This window comes from Nostoc sp. UIC 10890 (assembly GCF_054786515.1).
In genome coordinates, this window is record NZ_JBSGKF010000001.1 from 2,997,194 (window position 1) to 3,015,975 (window position 18,782).

Consider the following 18,782-nt stretch of genomic DNA (forward strand, 5'->3'; position numbering starts at 1 on the left):
AGTTATTCGGAAGTCTGATTGAGTTGTGGTTGTAAGGGTTTAACGACCACACGACCATTTTCAACTACAGTGCAACTTTTAACTATGCTCTTACTGTGGTTAACTGGCACATCCTGGCACTGGTTCTGGTGGGAGATGTTTTGCTCCTGTTGTTGGTTGAGGACGACGACACAAGAGGGGCAGGAGGCGAAGGACATATAACGTATTTTGATCTCTATATTAATAATTATCGCGCTACTGATGCTGTTTGGCTGAAAAATTTGCTACCCATGATGTGCTAGCCTACCATCCTGAAATTTAATTTAGTGCCGATTATTACGTATATGCGAAACTATGGATGTAAGTACTTGCTTTCTTGTGCTTTTAGCCTGTGTAAACAGGAAAGCGGTTATAGATCCCGCCCCGCTTTCCTCTCTGCCCAAACTTGTTTGGCAGGGTTAGACAGTGGGTTTTTATAATGAAAAAATTTTTGAGATATGTGGGTTTAGGTTTACTATCTACGTTCTTGACTGCTACTCCTGGATGGGGAGCTGAACGCATTAGCTTTTTTTACCCTCCCTTTGGCGAATTCTCTTTATCTGTGGACTCGCTAGAAACTTTTGCGAAAGTTGGCAAAATCGATGAGGAACTTTCCTTTTACGCTAATCGTGCTACTCCTGAACAACTCGATCAATTACGGGATCTACTCCAGCAAAGATTCAATGTTACTCCTACACTAGTATCTCAAGTTACCTACTCACCTATAGGCGAGCAGCTGATGCAACGTCTAGGAGAATTACTCCTCACTGAGTCTCGGAACAATGGCTTCTATGCTATACGTGCCTCTTTGATTTTGTCTGCTGCTGATCAAGAGGGTTTAACGGTTGTGAATTTGCTGCGTAAATTTCCCAGCAATACTATGCGGGTGAATTTCACAGAGGGGTTAAGGATAGTCGATGACTTGTCGCAATTGCTCAAAAGAAAGGATGAAGTTGTTGCCTCTCTTCAAAAAGAAGCGATCGCACAAGCAGCCAATTCAACTGTTGACTTCTCGAAAAAACTAGATTTGCGATCGCCAGGACAATTCCGTTCGCAGAAAAAAACCTTCGAGCTAAATGACTTTTCTCGCAATCGCCGTCTACCGGTGGATATCTATTTACCTACAACTCAAAACTTACAACTCAAAACTCAAAACTCTCCATCACCTCCCTTTCCCCTGATTGTCATTTCTCATGGTGTTGCCTCAGACCGTTCTCCCTTCGTCTACCTGGCAGAACATTTAGCATCTTATGGTTTTGCCGTTGCTGTTCTGGAACACCCTGGTAGTAATGCCGAACGCATTCAACAATATTTTGCAGGTTTGGCGGGGCCGCCAGAAGCAGCAGAATTTATCAACCGACCTTTGGATATCAAATATCTACTCAATGAACTCGAACGTCTAGACAAATCTGATCCTACCCTCCAAGGAAAACTCAATTTTCAGCAAATTGGGGCGATCGGTCATTCCTTTGGCGGTTATACGGTTTTGGCTCTAGCAGGGGCAAAGATTAACTTTGAGCAACTACGCCAAGATTGTAATCCCAATAATTCATCGTTTAATTTGTCGCTGATTTTGCAGTGTCAAGCAACTGAGTTACCTCCGGGAAATTATGAACTCAAAGACGATCGCATCAAGGCCATCATTGCGATTAATCCTATTGATAGTTCAATTTTGGGTCAGGAGGGAGTCAGTCAAATTAAAATTCCGGTAATGCTGGTAGCAGGTAGTCAAGATATTTTTGCCCCACCCGTATTTGAGCAAATTCGCCCCTTTACCTGGCTTTCGGATTCCAATAAGTACCTGGCTTTGATCGAAAACGCTACCCACTTTTCAGCGATCGCTGAACCTACTGCTGAAAACGATGTCTTACCTGTACCACCTGCTTTGCTGGGCCCCGATCGTGATGCTGTTTATTCCTATCTCAACGCCCTTAGCCTAGCTTTTGTAGAAACCCATATCCTCAACCGCCCTGAATACCGTTCTTATTTGCAGCCCTCCTACGGCACATTCATCAGTAAAGAGCCGCTTAATCTCAGTCTTTTACAGTCATTGCCAGTAGATCAATTCAATCAAATTTGGAATGGCTCAACTCCCCAGTCAAGCAAAGCATCAAATCCTCAACCTACTTCTACCCCTCGTTAGTTTTAGGAGGCAGGAGGCAGAAGGCAGGAGGATAAGAGTAAGCCGATTGAACTGTGGGGATAATTACTAATTACGTAAATATACGGAGTGTAGCTTTAGGCATAATCATCAATTAGGAATCATATTGACTTACAGTTCAGATCCCCAACTTCTTAGAGAAGTTGGGGATCTTATTGTTGATGGATGATTGAAGTTTGCTACAAACAAGGCAAGTCTCAAGCATTACTTTGATTAACTCAAAGTTAAACCTAAAGAAATGACCATTTGTCTTAAAGTTTGGTAGATCATTCAAGACAATCATTTAGCCCACTTCTACCTTTTCAACAAATAAAAATCATCAACCTTTATTTTCAATAAAACAGTAAATTTACTGATGCAATTCTGTGAGTTTATTTAGAGCTAACTATTGCAACTATAAGGCAAAACGCTATATGTCTTTTTTGTTTCTAAGCTATGAATTAGATATAGCAATTTCCCAAAAAAGTGGCTCTTTGTCAGGGAATTAAGATATTTATACTGAGGGATTCATAAAAACTTATTTAATAAAATCTTATATATATATATGCTTGTCGTTAAGAAGTATTAAGAAATCCTTATTAAAGAATATTGCAATACCTTGATTTAATTGCTAACGTGTGTATGACAACGATGCTGATGAGCGCTCGGATCTAGGAGACATAAAATCTATGAGCTACATGCATTCAGCCAATTGTGTTAGGGTTTGACGGGTTAAAAACGAGAAATTTCTGCCTCGTATAGACAATTATGAGGGATTGCAGATTAACCAAGAAATATCTCGTTGCCAAAGGCTTAGTTTCAGTTTGATTTCAATTGCGATTGATTATTTGTCTTACCTTGTGCCGACAAGCAAGTAGCTCTTGATTGTGTATATCGGCAATAACGAAGAGTTTGGTAGGACTTAGATTTTGGAGGATAAAACTAATGGAGATTCAAGGTAAAGTTGCTCTAATTACAGGGGCTTCTCGTGGTATTGGACGAGCGATCGCTCTCGAACTAGCGCAACAAGGCATCAAGCGACTGATATTGGTGGCACGCGATCGCCAAAAGTTAGTTGAGGTAGCCGACGAAATTGAGGCGATGGGAACAAAAACTGCGATCGTAGCCTTAGATTTGACGCAGACAATTGATGTAAATATCGCTGTTGCCCAACTGTGGCGCAATTTCGGACAGATTCACCTGCTGGTTAACTGTGCGGGAGTCGCATACCAAACCTCGTTTTTACAATCTAAAATGCCCCAAGTTCAAGAAGAACTCTCTGTGAACTTGTTAGGAATGTACAACCTCACTAGTTTGATTGCTCGACGCATGGCCAGCCAAAGACAAGGAACAATTGTCAATGTATCGAGCCTGATGGGGAAAGTTGCGGCACCAACGATGGCGACATACTCAGCAACCAAGTTTGCCATCTTAGGATTTACCCAAGCCTTGCGCCAAGAACTAGCTGAACACAATATTCGCGTCATTGCATTATTGCCTACCCTGACAGACACAGACATGGTGCGCGACTTAAAATTATTTCGCTGGGTGATCCCCATGACTCCCCAACAAGTGGCGAAAGCACTCGTTACCGGAATGCAAAATGATTCACCAGAAATTTTAGTCGGATGGCAAAGTCATTTAGCGGTGTTGTGTCAACGCATTGCGCCTTGGTTGCTAGAGCTAATTTTACGAATAGCAGCTCCGCCAGCACCAAGAAGACAACGACCTCTGGAAAAACTTATCCCTTCGCGTAGCGTCTCGTAGAGAAGGGGAGACACCGAGGGCGATCGCTAACTCAACACTCAGCATTCCTGAACGAACTTGTCCGAAATCTTCAGTCGTTTGGCTTTATTCTTGTGCAACAAAGTAAGGCTCACAGTGCCAAGAAATGCTAATAAGCTGAAAGTAGAACTAGATTCAGGAACAGACTTAGGATTCTCAATTTTGAGAACTTGTCCAAGTCCAGGGCGATCGCCTCGGTTTGTCACGTAGATAGCACCATCAGCACCAATAGTCAAAGCAGTAGGAGACTCTAATCCATTGCCACTAAGAATAGTTGTGCGAGTTCCATCACTCGCTATTTTAATCACAGCACCATCTAGATTACCTTTCCAGAGTGACTCATTAGCGTACTGCAAAGCATATAAATTACCCTCAGCATCAAAATCTAAGTCAGTAAGTTGGGTAAAGCCATCGGTATAAACTGTTGATTGACCATCAGCACCAACTCGATAGATTTTTGCTTCACCTTCTGGAAAAGGAAAACCAGTTAATTGGCTAATATAATAAGCGCCATCTGGACCTTTAGCGATATTTGTCGGTACTGCTTGGATTTCAAATGGCGATGATGATGCGCCAGAGGGAAAAATTGGATTAGTTAATATCTGCCGGGGAATTGTGGCGATCGCCTTTAAATTACTTCCATCAGTTCCTACACTGAGTAACTCATTAGCACCGGCATCAACTGCAAAAATGTTATTCCCATCTAAAAGAAGAGAGAAGGGATTGCTAATTAGATCGCCTTGATCTGGATTGTTTGCAAGTTCATAATTAGCTAAATCAGCAACACTAGTCCACGAATTTGTATTGAAATTAGCAGTAATGATTTTTCCTAAGTCGGTGTTACCTAATGCCGCCCGAAATGTGGGATTTGAACCATATCCAATTGCAATATAAGGCTTGCCAGTAGCATCAAATTTGATATCTTGAGGCCCAGAAGTATCAGTACCATCTGGTAATGCTAAAGAAGGAAGTCCTGTAAGTATACGTTCTTGCGTACCATTTGCAATTTTGGTAACTGCACCAGTTGTGCCATAACATAAAGATTGGTTGGCAACGCTCGGTGAAGGAACACAAGCTCCACTGCCGCCTGTTCCTGCTTCGGTGACATAGAGATTCCCATCAGTACCAAAAGTTAGACCTCGTGGATTATTAAGACCATCAGCAATTACCGAAAATGATGCCGCCTCTGCTGCTTTCATTCCCGAAAAAGTAGCAATACAAACACTCAAAAATGTAATTCCAAATTGTTTTAGTTTCATGAGACTCTTCCTAAAATTAAATTTGCCTAAAGCATAGAATAGAAAATTTTATCTTGAAAAATAATAATATTTAATATTTATAGTTTTTGGGGATTTTACAGCTTATTTAAAAGAAGGAAACAGATCCAAGCCCAGAAATTCAGATTTTATCTGAATTTTTGAATTTTGAGTTGTATCATACCATTTCCAAAAATCTTTGCAACATAATGAATCGGCTATAGAGGCGTACAAATGTACATCTCTAGCAACAAAATTAAATAGAATTGCTGTATATTCTCTAACGCTTTTTATACAAGTGTGATATTCCAACTGTTGAACTACACATATTTTGCGGGACTACAAGGCGATCGCAGTTTGCATCAATACATAAAGTTACAGAGCAGAAATTGCTGTGCGATCGCATAATTAGACATACCTTGTTTCGGAGCAAACAGAAATGCTTTCCTTCCCTACAACTCTGACTCCTTTGCCCGAAATCATTGATGGCTTACCGAATATTTCTGGTTGGGAAACAGAGGTTCTCTCTGTAATTAACCAAGATCAACCAGTATTTTTACCCACAACGAATATCCGCTTAGAAGACGTAAATGCTGTGTTTGCGATCGCCTTACACATGCACCAGCCAACTATACCTGCTGGAAATGGCGGTACACTGATCAGCAATCTGCAATATATGTTTGAACATCCCCATGAAGGGGATAACCACAATGCAGATCCTTTTGCCCATTGTTACAGCCGCATGGCAGACTTGATCCCCGAACTTGTAAATCAAGGTTGCAATCCCCGTGTGATGTTGGATTACTCTGGTAATCTGCTGTGGGGACTGCGGCAAATGGGACGCGGTGATGTTCTGGATAACCTTAAACGGATTACTTGCGATCGCACCTACCAACCTTATGTAGAATGGCTGGGTACAATGTGGGGTCATGCAGTTATTCCTTCCACACCCATAGCAGATATAAAATTACATATCGTTGCATGGCAACATCACTTTGCCGCAATTTTTGGTTGGGAAGCACTAGCGCGAGTCAAAGGATTTTCACCCCCAGAAATGCATCTACCAAATCACCCTGATGCTCTCTATGAATTTGTGAAAGCACTGAAAGAATGTGGATATCGCTGGCTACTTGTTCAAGAACATTCTGTAGAAACTCTTACTGGACAATCTCTCACTTATAAACATTTACCACATCGTCTAATTGCCCGTAATTCTCAAGGTGAAATAATTAGCATCACAGCCTTAATTAAAACCCAAGGTTCGGATACTAAATTAGTTGCTCAAATGCAGCCTTATTACGAAGCGAAAACATTATCAAAACAACCAATTAGCGGTGTATTTATCCCACCAATAGTTAGCCAAATTGGTGATGGTGAAAATGGCGGCGTGATGATGAATGAATTTCCTAGCGCTTTTAAACAAGCTTGGGGAGATATGGTAAATAACGGTGGAGGAAAATCAGGTGTAGTTGGAATGTGTGGTACAGAATATTTAGAATTAATCGAAGCTGTTGGATGCAAACCTGAAGATTATCCAACTTGTCAGCCAGTGGGACAACATCAAATTTGGGAGCGAGTTTCACCAGATAATAATCAACCGCAAGCTGTAGAGAATGCCATTCAAGAATTAAAGCAAACAAACTCTAATTTTCATCTAGATGGAGCCTCGTGGACAAATCATATCAGTTGGGTAAAAGGATATGAAAATGTGTTGTCTCCCATGTATCAATTAAGCAGTTTATTTCATCAGAAGTTTGATCCATTGCTGCAAACTGACTCAGCAGAACCAGTCACCAGACAATCTCATTATCGTAATGTTCTTTTACATAATCTGTTGTTGCAAACCAGTTGTTTTCGTTATTGGGGACAAGGTGCTTGGACTGATCACGCACGGGAAATTTACCAGCGTGGCGAAAATTTATTGCAGATGAATTGAATTGGAGGCTGGAACGCATATCGATTATTAAGACTTGATCCTCCTTAAAAATTAGAGAATTAAACCTCCTTTTTTAAGGGGGTTGTGTCATTAATACATTGCATATTACAGTAAATGAAGTACACCTTCGCTTGTTAATGGGCTACGGTGAATTACCCCCCTTAATCCCCCCTTGCAAAGGGGGGAAAAAAGAAATCTAGTTCCCTCCCCTTTGCAAGGGGAGGGTTAGGGTGGGGTAAAACTTTGGTTAATCAGCGATTTCAGACTTGTGTATACACCGTAGCCTTTCTAAGGGGAGGGTTAGGGTGGGGTATTTTTGTACCTCACCAACTCGTAATCTGCTGTAGTTTATAAATAGGCAATATCAATGAAAAATATTTATGACATTTTAGCAATGATTAGAACAAGACCAGGAATGTATTTAGGACAGCGTTCCTTAACTGCATTAAGAAGCTTTATTGATGGCTATTTTTTTGCTATAGGGCAAAATGGGATATTAATTGAAGAAGAGAACCCTCCCTTTAGTCAGTTCCACGACTGGGTAGCCCGATATTATAAATGGAACGAATCAACAGCAGGATGGAAAAATATTATTCTCCGAGAAGTTGGAGACGAAGCAAAAGCATGTGATGTATTCTTTGAACTCCTTGAATTATTCAAGCAACGGTTTCCTGTACTTAAGTATCGTGTTTTCTTAAATCCAAACCATAAATCTACTGGAGCTATATATCGACGTATATGTATAAATGGGATAGAAAAAGACTTAGATCCACCTAAAGAAATTAGAATTGTGCAATATACAACAGATTCTGGCTTTTACCGTTTCGATGTATCCCAAGCCGGAGAAATTACAGAAATTGGCTATTTTGAGACAGAAAATTTAGTGATGGAAGAAGTTAAGAGAGAGTTTGAAGTTTCTTTAGATGAGTGGGAAACCTTAAATACTATCTAAGTATTTTAAACTTATAAAAGAATAACTTCAACACGCTGTCATGCTGATTTCATAATCAGTATTTGAGCAATTGTTTTTTTCAAAAAATTGTTATATGTGAGTCATTTTTCTCAATATAACTTCTTACACCAGAGGTAACAATATTTCAAATTTTGTACCGATACCAGTCTGTGAATGAAAATTCAATTTACCGCCATGTCTCACAGTAATAATTCGATAACTTACTGCTAAACTAGTATTTTTGCCATTCTTTGTTTCAAGAGAAAAAGAATCCATAATTTGCTGTTGTAATTCTTGAGACATTCCAGAGCCATTGTCAGCAATGCGAATTAAAACCCAACGAGAATCTGGTGCATTTGGGTCACTTGTTTCTTGTGAAATAACTTCTGTGGTAATCTCAATTCGGGGTTTTTGAACAGTCTTTGTCTCATCTAAATGCAACTGCTGTCGTACTGCTTCATTGATTAAAGTATCAACAACTTCACTTAAAATATTCAACAAAACCTGGTTTAGCTGCCCCATAAAGCAATACACGGGCGGTAATTGCCCGTAGTATTTGACGATTTCAATTTCTCCTTGAATCCGGCTATTAATTAATAGAATAATACTATCTATACAGGCGTGTAAATCTACTGGCTTAGGATAAAGTTCATCGATATGACAGAAGTTTTGTAGACTGGTTACGAGTTTCTTTAATCTTTCTGCTCCCGTGCGGATACTCGCAAGCGATCGCGACAAATCTTGTTCTAAAAAATCAAATTCAATTTCTTCTTTGATCTGATTAATTGCCGGAGAAACTGATGGTAACTCTTGATCATAAGCTGCTATCAGTTTGAGTAAATCTTGGCTGTAGGTTGAAACATAAGTTATGTTACCCCAAATAAAACCTACTGGGTCTAAAATTTCGTGCGCTACACCGTCAACCAAACGCCCCAGATTTGCCATTTTATCATTTTGAATCAATTGGGCTTGGCTACGTTCATATCGCACTAGATTGTCGATTCCTCTAATTTGCCAAGAAATAATATTCAGTTCTTGGACATCTAACAATCTATAAGCACCAGATTCGGTTTGTACTACAATTGGTTCTGCTAATAATTCTGGCGATCGCTTTAAGCTAAGTTGCATCGTAGTTAAAATCGATGTTGTATCTGCAACCAGCAACATCGGCGTTCGCGCATAGCTGTAGAGAACGGCTAATGGTTGCTGAACAAATAACTCTTGTCCGAATGGGCGAATCAAAAATTCCAGCAGTCGCCGTCGGGAAATCATTCCAATGAATTGTCCCTGTTCTACCAAAATTACTCCTGGTAACAGGGGATATTTTTCCAAAAAACTAGCCACTTCCATACCGGTGTGGTTGATTTCCACCGTGAAGTTATACATTGGTAGCTCTTGGAGGGTTGAATCCAAACCAAGATCGCGATCGCTACCCTCAGACAAAAATGGCGGTGAGATTTGGTAACTGAATTCTTCTGGCACTAGACACCCTGATTTTTTCAAAGACAGGTAAACAATAAGTTAATATTTTACATTCTGCCACCCTCAAAATCCGGTTTTGGTTTGGGTATTTAGTAAGACTAGTGGTCTTGAAGGCGAAAATCTCTCTCAGGTGATTGAGTGTTGAATTAGGTTTATGGCAGGGAGTTTATCAGAATGTGGAATTACCCTGGCTGCGTTGGTGGGATTTACAAGGTAATTTGCTGTTGAGTGGGGATGAAAGAGCAGAACAAGAACGTGAAAGAGCCGATCGCCTAGCTGCCCAATTGCGATCGCTCGGCGTTGAACCAGAAGCCTGATATCTTACTAGAAATTACGAATTACGAATTACGAATTAAAAAAGGCTGGTGTAAAACAGTCATCTGTGGCTTAATTTGTTTAGACACAAATTTTACTGCTACCAGGGTAATCACGATGACAAATAAACCTCCTTCCGAACCAGAGTCATCCCAAAGAACTGCCCTTGGCTTTGATGAGTTTATAGCCATTCTGGTTGCGTTCACCACTATCGGAGCAATTCTTTTTTGGTCATTGTCCCGCAGGGATTCTAGCTTGGACTTAAACGGGCTGCTGTCGCCTTCCTCCACTCCGTCTTCTAGTGTTCAACCAAATCAAGTATTGCCTTCTCCTACTCCCAAGGTAGAACCAAATGCAGTGCCGAAAAACGTTCTACCCTATTCTCCAACTGAGCCTGTTGTTGAACCCACGACACCTTCATTCCCAACTAATAGCGCAACTCCTTCTGGCGCAGTGTTGCCATCTACTCAGGTAATCCCAACTCAATCCCCACAAGCACCTGCATCCTCTTCAAGAGAAGTTGAATCGACAATCGTATCATCAGCATTGCCTTTAGTAACTCCGGCAAAACAAAAATCAATCATTCCGCCGCCAATTGCATTTAACGATGTGCCGACTGACTTTTGGGGTCGGCGTTTTATAGACGTTCTTTCTTCCCGTGGTATTCTCAAGGGGTTTCCTGATTATTCTTTTAGACCAAATCAGCCTGTAAACCGCGCCGAATTTGCTGCTATATTGCAAAAAGCTTTTGAGCAAAAACAGTCTAAGACTGCGATCGCATTTCAAGATGTACCAGCGAAATTTTGGGCAACTCCAGCAATTGACCAAGCCATCAGTGCCGGATTTCTCAAAGGCTACCCAAAACAATCCTTCAAGCCACAACAAAATATTTCACGAGTGCAAGTTTTAGTTGCCCTTGCCAGTGGATTAAATCTGCAAGCACCCACTTCCCCAAATAAGATTTTAAGTGTCTATAAAGACGCTAAAGATATTCCAACTTATGCTAATAGCAAAATAGCCGCTGCTACAACCAATGGTCTAGTAGTTAACTATCCAAATTCACAAGTCCTTGATCCCAACAAAGTGGCTAGTCGAGCTGAAGTGGCGGCGATGATTCATCAAGCCTTAGTAAAACAGGGTAAGTTGGAGGCAATTCCATCTCAAAATATTGTGCGTAGGCGTAGCCCACAGCAGGCATCGCCCAAAATATCTCCAGGAGTTTTGCAGACTCCAAAACAGAACCTAAATGGTAAATTGTCTGCCGGAGGTTCGTCTCAACAATAATGCGTAATTCGTAATTAAACTAAGGGTTAGAGTCCCTGACTTATAAAGATCGTAGCGTTATTGATCGGGATTTAGAATTTATCTATAACGTAATTACGAATTGTTAATGAACTTGTAGGGAATTTTGCGAGAAGTCTGATTGCCGACTTCCGGCGATCAGACTTCTGTGATTTGAAATTAGAGCGTACTCCTATACAGAAGCAAGCTATGGGTAGCGTCTATCTACGACATGCTCTCGCGTTCGTAGAGAAGCGATAATCAGATATTAAGCTTCTGGAATTTCTTTACCGACAACTTGTGATTTAAGAGTGGTGATTTCAGTAGTTAACTCTTTCCTGGTTGAGGCTTTGAGTAAATAGCGGTAAACAAACCAGGCAGAGTAACCAATACCAATCAACTCAAAAGTAGGTGCTACCAAGGGTATATCATTCAAAGCATCTAATATTGCCAAGAGTACTTTAACCCCAACAATTGATCCCACAATTAAACCAACTGTTACCAGCGGTTGCTTATATTGATTAAAGAAGCTTCCCAGATATTCTGGCAATGTTGCTAAAAAGCTAGAAATTTGCTCACCGTATTTTAGCCATTCGTCTTGAGACTGTGCGGGAGGCTGGATTTTGGTGATGGTTCCCGTTTGGTTGTTGATCTCTGCCACTGTAGTCTCTTTAGATGCGGTTTCCGTAAATTCTTGTTCTGGCATTTTCACTCCCATAAATTTGACAGTTGAGTTTTTCTAATCTGGATAATTACAACCAAAAGGCTGTTGATTAGGTAATGCACAAGTGCATTATTACAATTGGGTGAAGGTCACAAAAGGGTTTTAGTGTCCTATAACCATAATTGCCCCGTAATATCTACTGCATCAACTACAAGGTAGACAGTCAGTAGGAGGATAGAATTCAGAAGGCAGCAAGATGTATTATAATCAACCTTCTGAGTCTATTTTTTAAAATCAACTGGAATCCTCAGGTTGTGATTATCCCATTCCGTGTCATTTGCTCATAATCGTACTAAATCTAAGTACAAATCATGCAAAAATCAGTCCACCTCTTATTTATATAAGCCTAGAAGCGGATTTTATCTGATATTAAAGCTATCTTAGACCGCGTTCGTCAATTAACCCATTCGTATTGATATTAATACGTAATAAAAATTTTTGTGTGTTCATACAGACTAGACTTTTAACTTATTTTATGATAGACGTGACTCGATACTGGGGGATGAAGGAGATAAGAGGACAAAGGGACAAGGTTAAAGAGAAAAGGATAAAGAAACAAACCCCTTCCCCTTTACCCTTTACCCTTTACCCTTTTTTATAATCCCCCATGCCCAATGACCCATGCCCAACAAATGTCAAACCTTTTGTTTTTTTCCTGATTGTATTAATTTTATAAGGAAGCAGTAAGGTAGAGTAGTGGCGTACCTGATGGCAAAAACTAATTGCTATCAACCGCATATTGAGGAAAGTGTTGTGGTAAAGAGAAGATGCTCTCTGGCGGGTCATTAGTGCAGAAAACTATTCATTGCTGATGACAAAAGTGAATTCTGTACGCCTTCGTAAGTTTACTTAGGAGCATTGCTATCAAAAGCACTCATATAATATAAGGTTATGCTAATTATCTAATAAGCAATGATTTGCTCTTGCGATAAAAGAAGATAATGTAGATGTTAATGATTAAATTGAAGTGTTTGTACAAGCTAGACTAATTTGGTGATTTTTGTGGGAAGGCAAGGAGGTTTGAGAAATGCCAACTCAAAAGCCAACCCCTATCGACAGCAGTTCAGAAAGCAAAAAAGTGCCAGCCGAAGAACCATCGACAGACGAACTCCCAACTATAGAATTTCCCTCACGAGGGAAACTCAAAGCTAGTTCTTGGCGCATCCATCAAAAAATTGGCTATGGTTACTTTGTAGCGATCGGAATTGGCTTTTTTGGCTCACTGACTGGGTTGGTGATCGCCAACTACTACCGGGGAAGGGAAGTCAGACAATTCAATCAAGCCTATGAACAAGGACAACTACTGAGTAATTATAAAGATGCAGTCATCGGGGCGCAATTACATAGCTCTAACCTAGTTGCTGTATTAGAAAATTCACAACAACTGCAAAGTAAAAAAGCTGATTTTCTGAAGAATGTTGAAAAAGCCAAGCAATTAGAGTCAAAAATTGGTGGATTTATTGACAGTAAACCGAAAAGACTAGCAGCAACAAGTTCGACTTTACAGACCTTATTGCTGGATTACCAGACTAATTTAAAAGCTTACGTTGACCAAATAGAGGTTGTCTTACAGGAAATTGACTCCCAGCAAGTGCAGCCTGAGGAGATTTCCTCTGCCCGATCGCAGTTATTAACAATAATGCGTGGTGGAACAGCCATGCGGCTAGACCAACTTTCGCAAAACTTGACTAACATCCTGCAAACTGCTGAAGATCAAGAGCAAGAAAGGCAAAAAGCTGTTGAACAGGCGAAAATCGTTGAGCGATTCATCGTGATCGCGAGTATGTTGGTTTCGGTAGCGATCGCAGCTATTGTAGCTTGGCGTACCAGTCGGGCGATCGCTGAACCAGTTATCACTGTCACCCAAGTAGCTGAACAAGTTGCAAGGAAACATAATTTTGATTTGCGAGCGCCCGTTACCACTGAAGATGAAATCGGCTTACTCGCCAAATCTCTAAATCGTCTGATTGAGCGGGTATCTGAGCGAACAAAAGAACTACAACAAGCTAAAGAATTAGCCGAAGCTGCAAGCAAAGCAAAAAGCATATTTCTGGCCAATGTCAGTCACGAATTACGCACACCATTAAATGCTGTCATCGGTTTGAGCCAACTTCTAGGAGACGATGCCACCGATCTTGGTTTATCAGGAGACTTTATCACAGACTTAGAAACAATTAACGCTGCTGGTAAGCATTTACTGCACTTGATTAACGAAATCCTCGACTTGTCAAAAATTGAAGCGGGGAAAATGACCCTCTATCCTGAGACATTCGAGATTGGGACGCTGATTCATAACGTCGTCCTCACAGTCAAACCAGCTATAGAAAAAAATGCCAATGTTTTAGAAGTGGATTTTGATGAGCAACTTGGCACCATGTACGCTGATCAAACTAGGATGCGGCAGGTATTGTTAAACTTACTCAGCAACGCCAGTAAATTCACTACAAACGGCAAGGTGACGCTGACAGTCAAGAGAGAAAAAGATGAATTCCGACCAGAGGCTCCTTTGGGCAGCATTACTTTTACCGTTACCGACACAGGTATAGGTATGTCTCATCGGCAACAGCAGCAGTTATTTCAACCTTTTACACAAGGAGATACTTCGACTACGAAAAAGTATGGAGGTACGGGACTGGGGTTAGCAATTAGCCGTCACTTTTGCCAGATGATGGGTGGTGAAATTATTGTCAAAAGTCAGCCGGGAATTGGCTCTACTTTCACCATTCGTCTGCCAATGACTGTACAGGATTGAAGGGTAAGGTATAAAGGATGTATTTAAAACCTTTCCCCTTTCCCCTTTAACCGAGCCGTATTGGTTTATGTTTTTGGTAGTCTACAGGTCTTTCTATAGCTTGTTCCGTTTCAGCAACACTCTGTAGAGTTTCAATTATGTCTGACGCAATTATTCAATCTGAATTATTGGATCACAAAGCTGATCATGAGCAAAAACTCTGCCAGATTCTCACTGTACAAGAGTTAAATGTTTTAAACAATCGCTCCAACAGCAAAGGGTTAGTTCAACTGGCTTTTCATCTCACTGTTATGGGTTGCAGTGGCTACTTGTGGGCAACAAACTTTGGTAATTGGTCGGTGGCTATACCAACACTGTTAATCTACGGCTTTAGTCTGGCTTCGATGTTTGCACCAATGCACGAATGCGTTCACAGAACGGCTTTTGCTAACAATCGTTTGAATGATGCTGTGGCTTGGTTTTCCGGCTTGCTCTCATTTTACAACAGCACCTTTTTTCGTCGTTATCATAAGTGGCATCACCGCTATACTCGTGTTCCTGACAAAGATCCAGAATTGACTGATCTTAAACCGAGCAACCTGGGCAAATACTTGTTGATCATTAGTGGTTTACCGTGGTGGTGGGGCAAGATAAGTGGGCATTTTCAGGTCGCAACTGGTCAATTTGACGATTTTCCATTTGTGTCAGAAGCAGCACGAGCCGAAGTTATTCGTTCTACACGTTGGCAATTAAGTATTTATGCTGGTGCGATCGCTCTCTCAATGACATTTAATCAGCCTTGGTTTTTCCTGTATTGGCTACTGCCACTTCTTGTAGGCCAGCCAATTCTCCGTTTCATTCTGCTGGCAGAACATACAGGTTGCACTCTTGACGCCAATCTGCTTACAAACACGCGCACAACGCTAACCCTCTGGCCTGTGCGATTTTTCATGTGGAATATGCCATTTCATGCAGAGCATCATTTGTATGCATCAATTCCGTTCCACGCCTTACCAAAAGCACATCAGCTATTGAGCAAACACTTTACCCACATTGAACCTGGCTATCTAAAAGTCAACTGCGATATCATAACTAATTCGTAATTCGTAATGACGTTCGCGGACTCGCTAACGCTGCGCTAACGTAATTCATAATTAGGACACACAGAAAATTGCTGGCGTTGGTGATAAAGAAACTTTACTATCCGTCCCCATTCCCCATTCCCCATTCCCCATTCCCCATTCCCTTTAATTTTTATTTGCTCTAGACTCGACCTTAACGCACCTTTGTCAGATCATAAAGAATGATTAAGAAAAACGAGTATAGACAAACATGATAAAAATGCTAGCTGAAAACTTGATGGGGATTGAAGCAAGATTACAAATTAATTGGGTTTGGCTAAATGCCAGCTTACAGTTTGCTATTTGGGGAATTTTTTCACTTTTACTCGCTGAAATCTTGAGAGACAGCTACCATGCTTTGTGTCACCAAGTCAATTGGCTTGCTAAATGGCACAACAAGCACCATAGCGCCTATCGCCGCGATTTATCGATAGTTTCCCTGAAAGTTTACCAAGAATCCCAGTTATATCACGACATTTTAGAGTCGAGTCTACTGTTGATGGTATTGGTAGTCGTTGCCCTAATTGTCCAGCAAATAGGGTTATGGCTAGGAGTAGTTTATGCTTGTACCTTCTTATATGGCGCGTCTGTACGATATTTTCAGGGAAAAATTGATACAGATTACAACCACCTACCCGGCCCTTTAGAGACAATTCCATCCATTTGGTGGGTGAATCGGTCTTACCATTGGCGGCATCATTTTGATGATGTCAACGCTTACTACAGTGGTGTCTTTCCCTTGGTGGATAAAATTCTTGGTACAGGACTGTCTCTCAAGGGTAAAACCATCGCTTTAACCGGAGCATCAGGAGCCTTGGGTCAAGCGTTGACGGCTGAACTTGTAAAGAATAATGCTAAAGTTGTCGCATTAACCACTAATCCAGAAAAATTAGTAGAGCAAGCTGGGGTGAAAGTAATTCCCTGGCAGTTGGGTAATGAAGCTAATTTGAGGGATAGTTTAGAGAAAGTAGATATTTTAATTATCAACCACGGAGTCAATGTCTACACCAGCCGTACACCAGAGGCTATCAACTCCTCCTATGAGGTGAATACCTTTTCCGCATTGCGGTTGATGGATATATTTTCGACAACTGTAACAGGACCACAAGCAAAAGCAACTAAGGAAATCTGGGTGAATACTTCTGAGGCTGAGGTTTCTCCAGCGCTGAGTCCGCTTTATGAACTCAGCAAGCGATCGCTAGGAGATATGATTACCCTTAAGCGCTTGGATGGGGATTGTGTAATTCGCAAGTTAATTCTTGGCCCATTTAAGAGTCAACTGAATCCTTATGGAGTGATGTCTGCACCTCAAGTTGCTCGTGCTATCTTATTTTTGGCACGGCGAGACTTCCGAAATATTATTGTGACAATAAATCCTCTTACCTATCTACTATTTCCCTTAAAAGAAACTAGTACATGGTTATACTATCGAATCTTCAGCCGGACAGCCAAAAGTTAGTTGATAATTTCTAGGTAATAACCCAGATATTAGTTCAAGTAATACCAATTTAACAAAAAATGCGACAAATAGACCATCTGTAGAGACGCAACTCATCGCGTCTTTACCCAAGGATGGGTTGCAATCATTAATTGAATTGGTATAATTTAGGATCTCAGACTTGACAATCTACAACTTTCGTAGAGTGCGTTAGCGACAGGGTAACGCACTACTAAACTACACTTAATAAAGGCGTTGATTTTCTAATAATATTTGACCAATTTGTTCTTGAAATAGTTCTGAATAGGTAATTACAGCACTTTCGTTGGTTTGGCACAAAGTCGTGGTTCAGAAAAATTTATAGTTAGACTTCAGAAGGAATGACCAGATATAAAACGTGTTCAGATTGTTTTTTCTCAAAGTCGAGAGATAATTAAGTGTTTATCCTAACAAGGTAAAATTTAGCTATAATCACAGCAAAAATGCTGCTCTCCTAAATCTAAAATTCCAAATTTAAAATTGATTATGATGGAATGGATTCCGCCGATAGCATTTATTTTAGCTGGCTTACTAGCTGGGATAATTGGTGAAAAAGTTATCTTCAAAAAACTGGAAACATTCGTTAATAATAAACGAATTGCCGGGGGTAATATTATATTTCACTCTCTGCACCGCATGACTTTTATTTGGTTTGTCATTGGCGGTTTCTTTTGGGCAATTCTGAGTTCTCCCCTCAAGCCAGATGTTGCCATTGTACTGCAAAAAGTGCTGACGATCGCATTGCTGTATTCAATAACCCTAGTCTTAGCCAAATTGACTGCTGGTTTTGTTAATTTATTTATTAGCAGAGCAGAGGGGGTTCCTACATCACTAATTTCTAACCTTGCTAAGGCTACTGTTTTAGCTTTGGGAACATTAATTATATTGCAAACTGTAGGTGTTCAAATTACACCAATAATCACAACTTTAGGGATTGGTGGTTTAGCAGTTGGTTTAGCACTTCAAGACACACTTGCAAATTTGTTTTCTGGTTTTTACTTAATTATCTCTAAGCAAGTTAGAACCGGAGACTATGTGAAATTAGATGCTGGACATGAGGGATATGTTATAGATATTTCTTGGCGCAATACGACTATTAAAGAAATTTCAAATAATGTAGTTATTGTTCCCAATTCTAAGTTATCTTCTGCGATTTTTACCAACTACCATTTACCCGCAAAGGAAATTACTTTAACAATGGATGTGGGTGTAAGTTATGATAGCGATTTGGAAGAAGTTGAAAAAGTGACTGTAGAAGTTGCTAAAGAAGTAATGCAAGAAATTGCACCGGAATTAAAAGGGATTGAACCATATATCAGATTTCATACTTTCAATGATTTTAGTATAGATTTTACGCTTTATATGCGCGTAAATGAATATTTTGATCAGCGTATTGGTAAACATCTATTTGTTAAGAAGTTACATAAACGCTATCAGAAAGCCGGAATTCAAATTCCTTTTCCGGTTAGAGAAGTGTATATGCAAGATAATTCAGCTATGGAACGAAATTAGCCCTGGCGACTAGAAGTCACAGCTATACAGACGAAACCCGCCTGCGCGGGTT

At 40.5% G+C, this 18,782-nt stretch carries 13 protein-coding genes and 1 pseudogene; 10 read left to right on the forward strand and 4 right to left on the reverse strand.

Features of this window, described 5'->3' with window-relative positions:
- Positions 1-2: 2 nt before the first annotated feature.
- Positions 3-197: a hypothetical protein gene (locus ACWATR_RS11925; RefSeq protein WP_084227351.1), complete on the reverse strand. Its 195-nt coding sequence runs from the start codon at positions 195-197 to the stop codon at positions 3-5.
- A gap of 260 nt (positions 198-457) precedes the next feature.
- On the opposite strand from ACWATR_RS11925, the gene ACWATR_RS11930 reads away from it, so the two are divergent.
- Both ACWATR_RS11930 and ACWATR_RS11935 read left to right on the forward strand, forming a co-directional pair.
- On the forward strand, positions 458-2,161 hold the full coding sequence (locus tag ACWATR_RS11930; protein ID WP_460332473.1) for an alpha/beta hydrolase: 1,704 nt from the start codon (positions 458-460) through the stop codon (positions 2,159-2,161).
- A gap of 942 nt (positions 2,162-3,103) precedes the next feature.
- Entirely contained in the window at positions 3,104-3,925 is an 822-nt protein-coding gene (locus tag ACWATR_RS11935) for an SDR family NAD(P)-dependent oxidoreductase (RefSeq protein WP_460332475.1), read from the forward strand.
- A 38-nt stretch (positions 3,926-3,963) separates the two neighbouring features.
- On the opposite strand, the gene ACWATR_RS11940 is transcribed toward ACWATR_RS11935, so the two are convergent.
- Positions 3,964-5,202, reverse strand: a complete 1,239-nt coding sequence (locus ACWATR_RS11940; RefSeq protein ID WP_460332477.1) for a ScyD/ScyE family protein — start codon at positions 5,200-5,202, stop codon at positions 3,964-3,966.
- Between the two features lie 436 nt (positions 5,203-5,638).
- Here ACWATR_RS11940 and ACWATR_RS11945 point away from each other — a divergent pair, with 436 nt between their 5' ends.
- Together ACWATR_RS11945 and ACWATR_RS11950 are read left to right on the forward strand one after the other, a co-directional pair.
- Positions 5,639-7,135 (forward strand): glycosyl hydrolase family 57, encoded by a 1,497-nt coding sequence (locus ACWATR_RS11945; RefSeq protein WP_460332479.1) that lies wholly within the window; start codon positions 5,639-5,641, stop codon positions 7,133-7,135.
- Positions 7,136-7,502: 367 nt separating this feature from the next.
- The gene (locus ACWATR_RS11950) at positions 7,503-8,087 is read left to right on the forward strand and encodes a hypothetical protein (protein WP_460332481.1); all 585 of its coding nucleotides are present in this window, start codon (positions 7,503-7,505) and stop codon (positions 8,085-8,087) included.
- Positions 8,088-8,210: 123 nt separating this feature from the next.
- Here the strand turns inward: ACWATR_RS11950 and ACWATR_RS11955 are convergent, their stop codons facing one another.
- Positions 8,211-9,569: a sensor histidine kinase gene (locus ACWATR_RS11955; protein ID WP_460332483.1), complete on the reverse strand. Its 1,359-nt coding sequence runs from the start codon at positions 9,567-9,569 to the stop codon at positions 8,211-8,213.
- A gap of 134 nt (positions 9,570-9,703) precedes the next feature.
- Here ACWATR_RS11955 and ACWATR_RS11960 point away from each other — a divergent pair.
- Positions 9,704-9,886: pseudogene (locus tag ACWATR_RS11960) on the forward strand (Uma2 family endonuclease); the annotation flags it as partial.
- A gap of 115 nt (positions 9,887-10,001) precedes the next feature.
- Complete coding sequence (locus ACWATR_RS11965; protein ID WP_460332484.1) at positions 10,002-11,168, forward strand: S-layer homology domain-containing protein; 1,167 nt, start codon at positions 10,002-10,004, stop codon at positions 11,166-11,168.
- 265 nt (positions 11,169-11,433) lie between these two features.
- Here ACWATR_RS11965 and ACWATR_RS11970 read toward each other — a convergent pair whose 3' ends face one another.
- Positions 11,434-11,871 (reverse strand): CAAD domain-containing protein, encoded by a 438-nt coding sequence (locus tag ACWATR_RS11970; RefSeq protein ID WP_460332486.1) that lies wholly within the window; start codon positions 11,869-11,871, stop codon positions 11,434-11,436.
- 1,045 nt (positions 11,872-12,916) lie between these two features.
- On the opposite strand from ACWATR_RS11970, the gene ACWATR_RS11975 reads away from it, so the two are divergent.
- The 4 genes from ACWATR_RS11975 to ACWATR_RS11990 all read left to right on the forward strand — a co-directional run bounded on the left by ACWATR_RS11975 (position 12,917) and on the right by ACWATR_RS11990 (position 18,730).
- Positions 12,917-14,641 carry a sensor histidine kinase gene (locus tag ACWATR_RS11975; RefSeq protein WP_460332488.1) on the forward strand — a complete coding sequence of 575 codons (1,725 nt, stop codon included), beginning with the start codon at positions 12,917-12,919 and terminating at the stop codon, positions 14,639-14,641.
- 137 nt (positions 14,642-14,778) lie between these two features.
- Entirely contained in the window at positions 14,779-15,723 is a 945-nt protein-coding gene (locus ACWATR_RS11980; protein WP_460332490.1) for a fatty acid desaturase family protein, read from the forward strand.
- A 229-nt stretch (positions 15,724-15,952) separates the two neighbouring features.
- Positions 15,953-17,200, forward strand: coding sequence for a bifunctional sterol desaturase/short chain dehydrogenase (locus ACWATR_RS11985; protein WP_460332492.1), 1,248 nt, complete (start codon positions 15,953-15,955; stop codon positions 17,198-17,200).
- Positions 17,201-17,704: 504 nt separating this feature from the next.
- Positions 17,705-18,730 (forward strand): mechanosensitive ion channel family protein, encoded by a 1,026-nt coding sequence (locus tag ACWATR_RS11990; RefSeq protein WP_460332494.1) that lies wholly within the window; start codon positions 17,705-17,707, stop codon positions 18,728-18,730.
- The last annotated feature ends 52 nt before the right edge of the window (positions 18,731-18,782 follow it).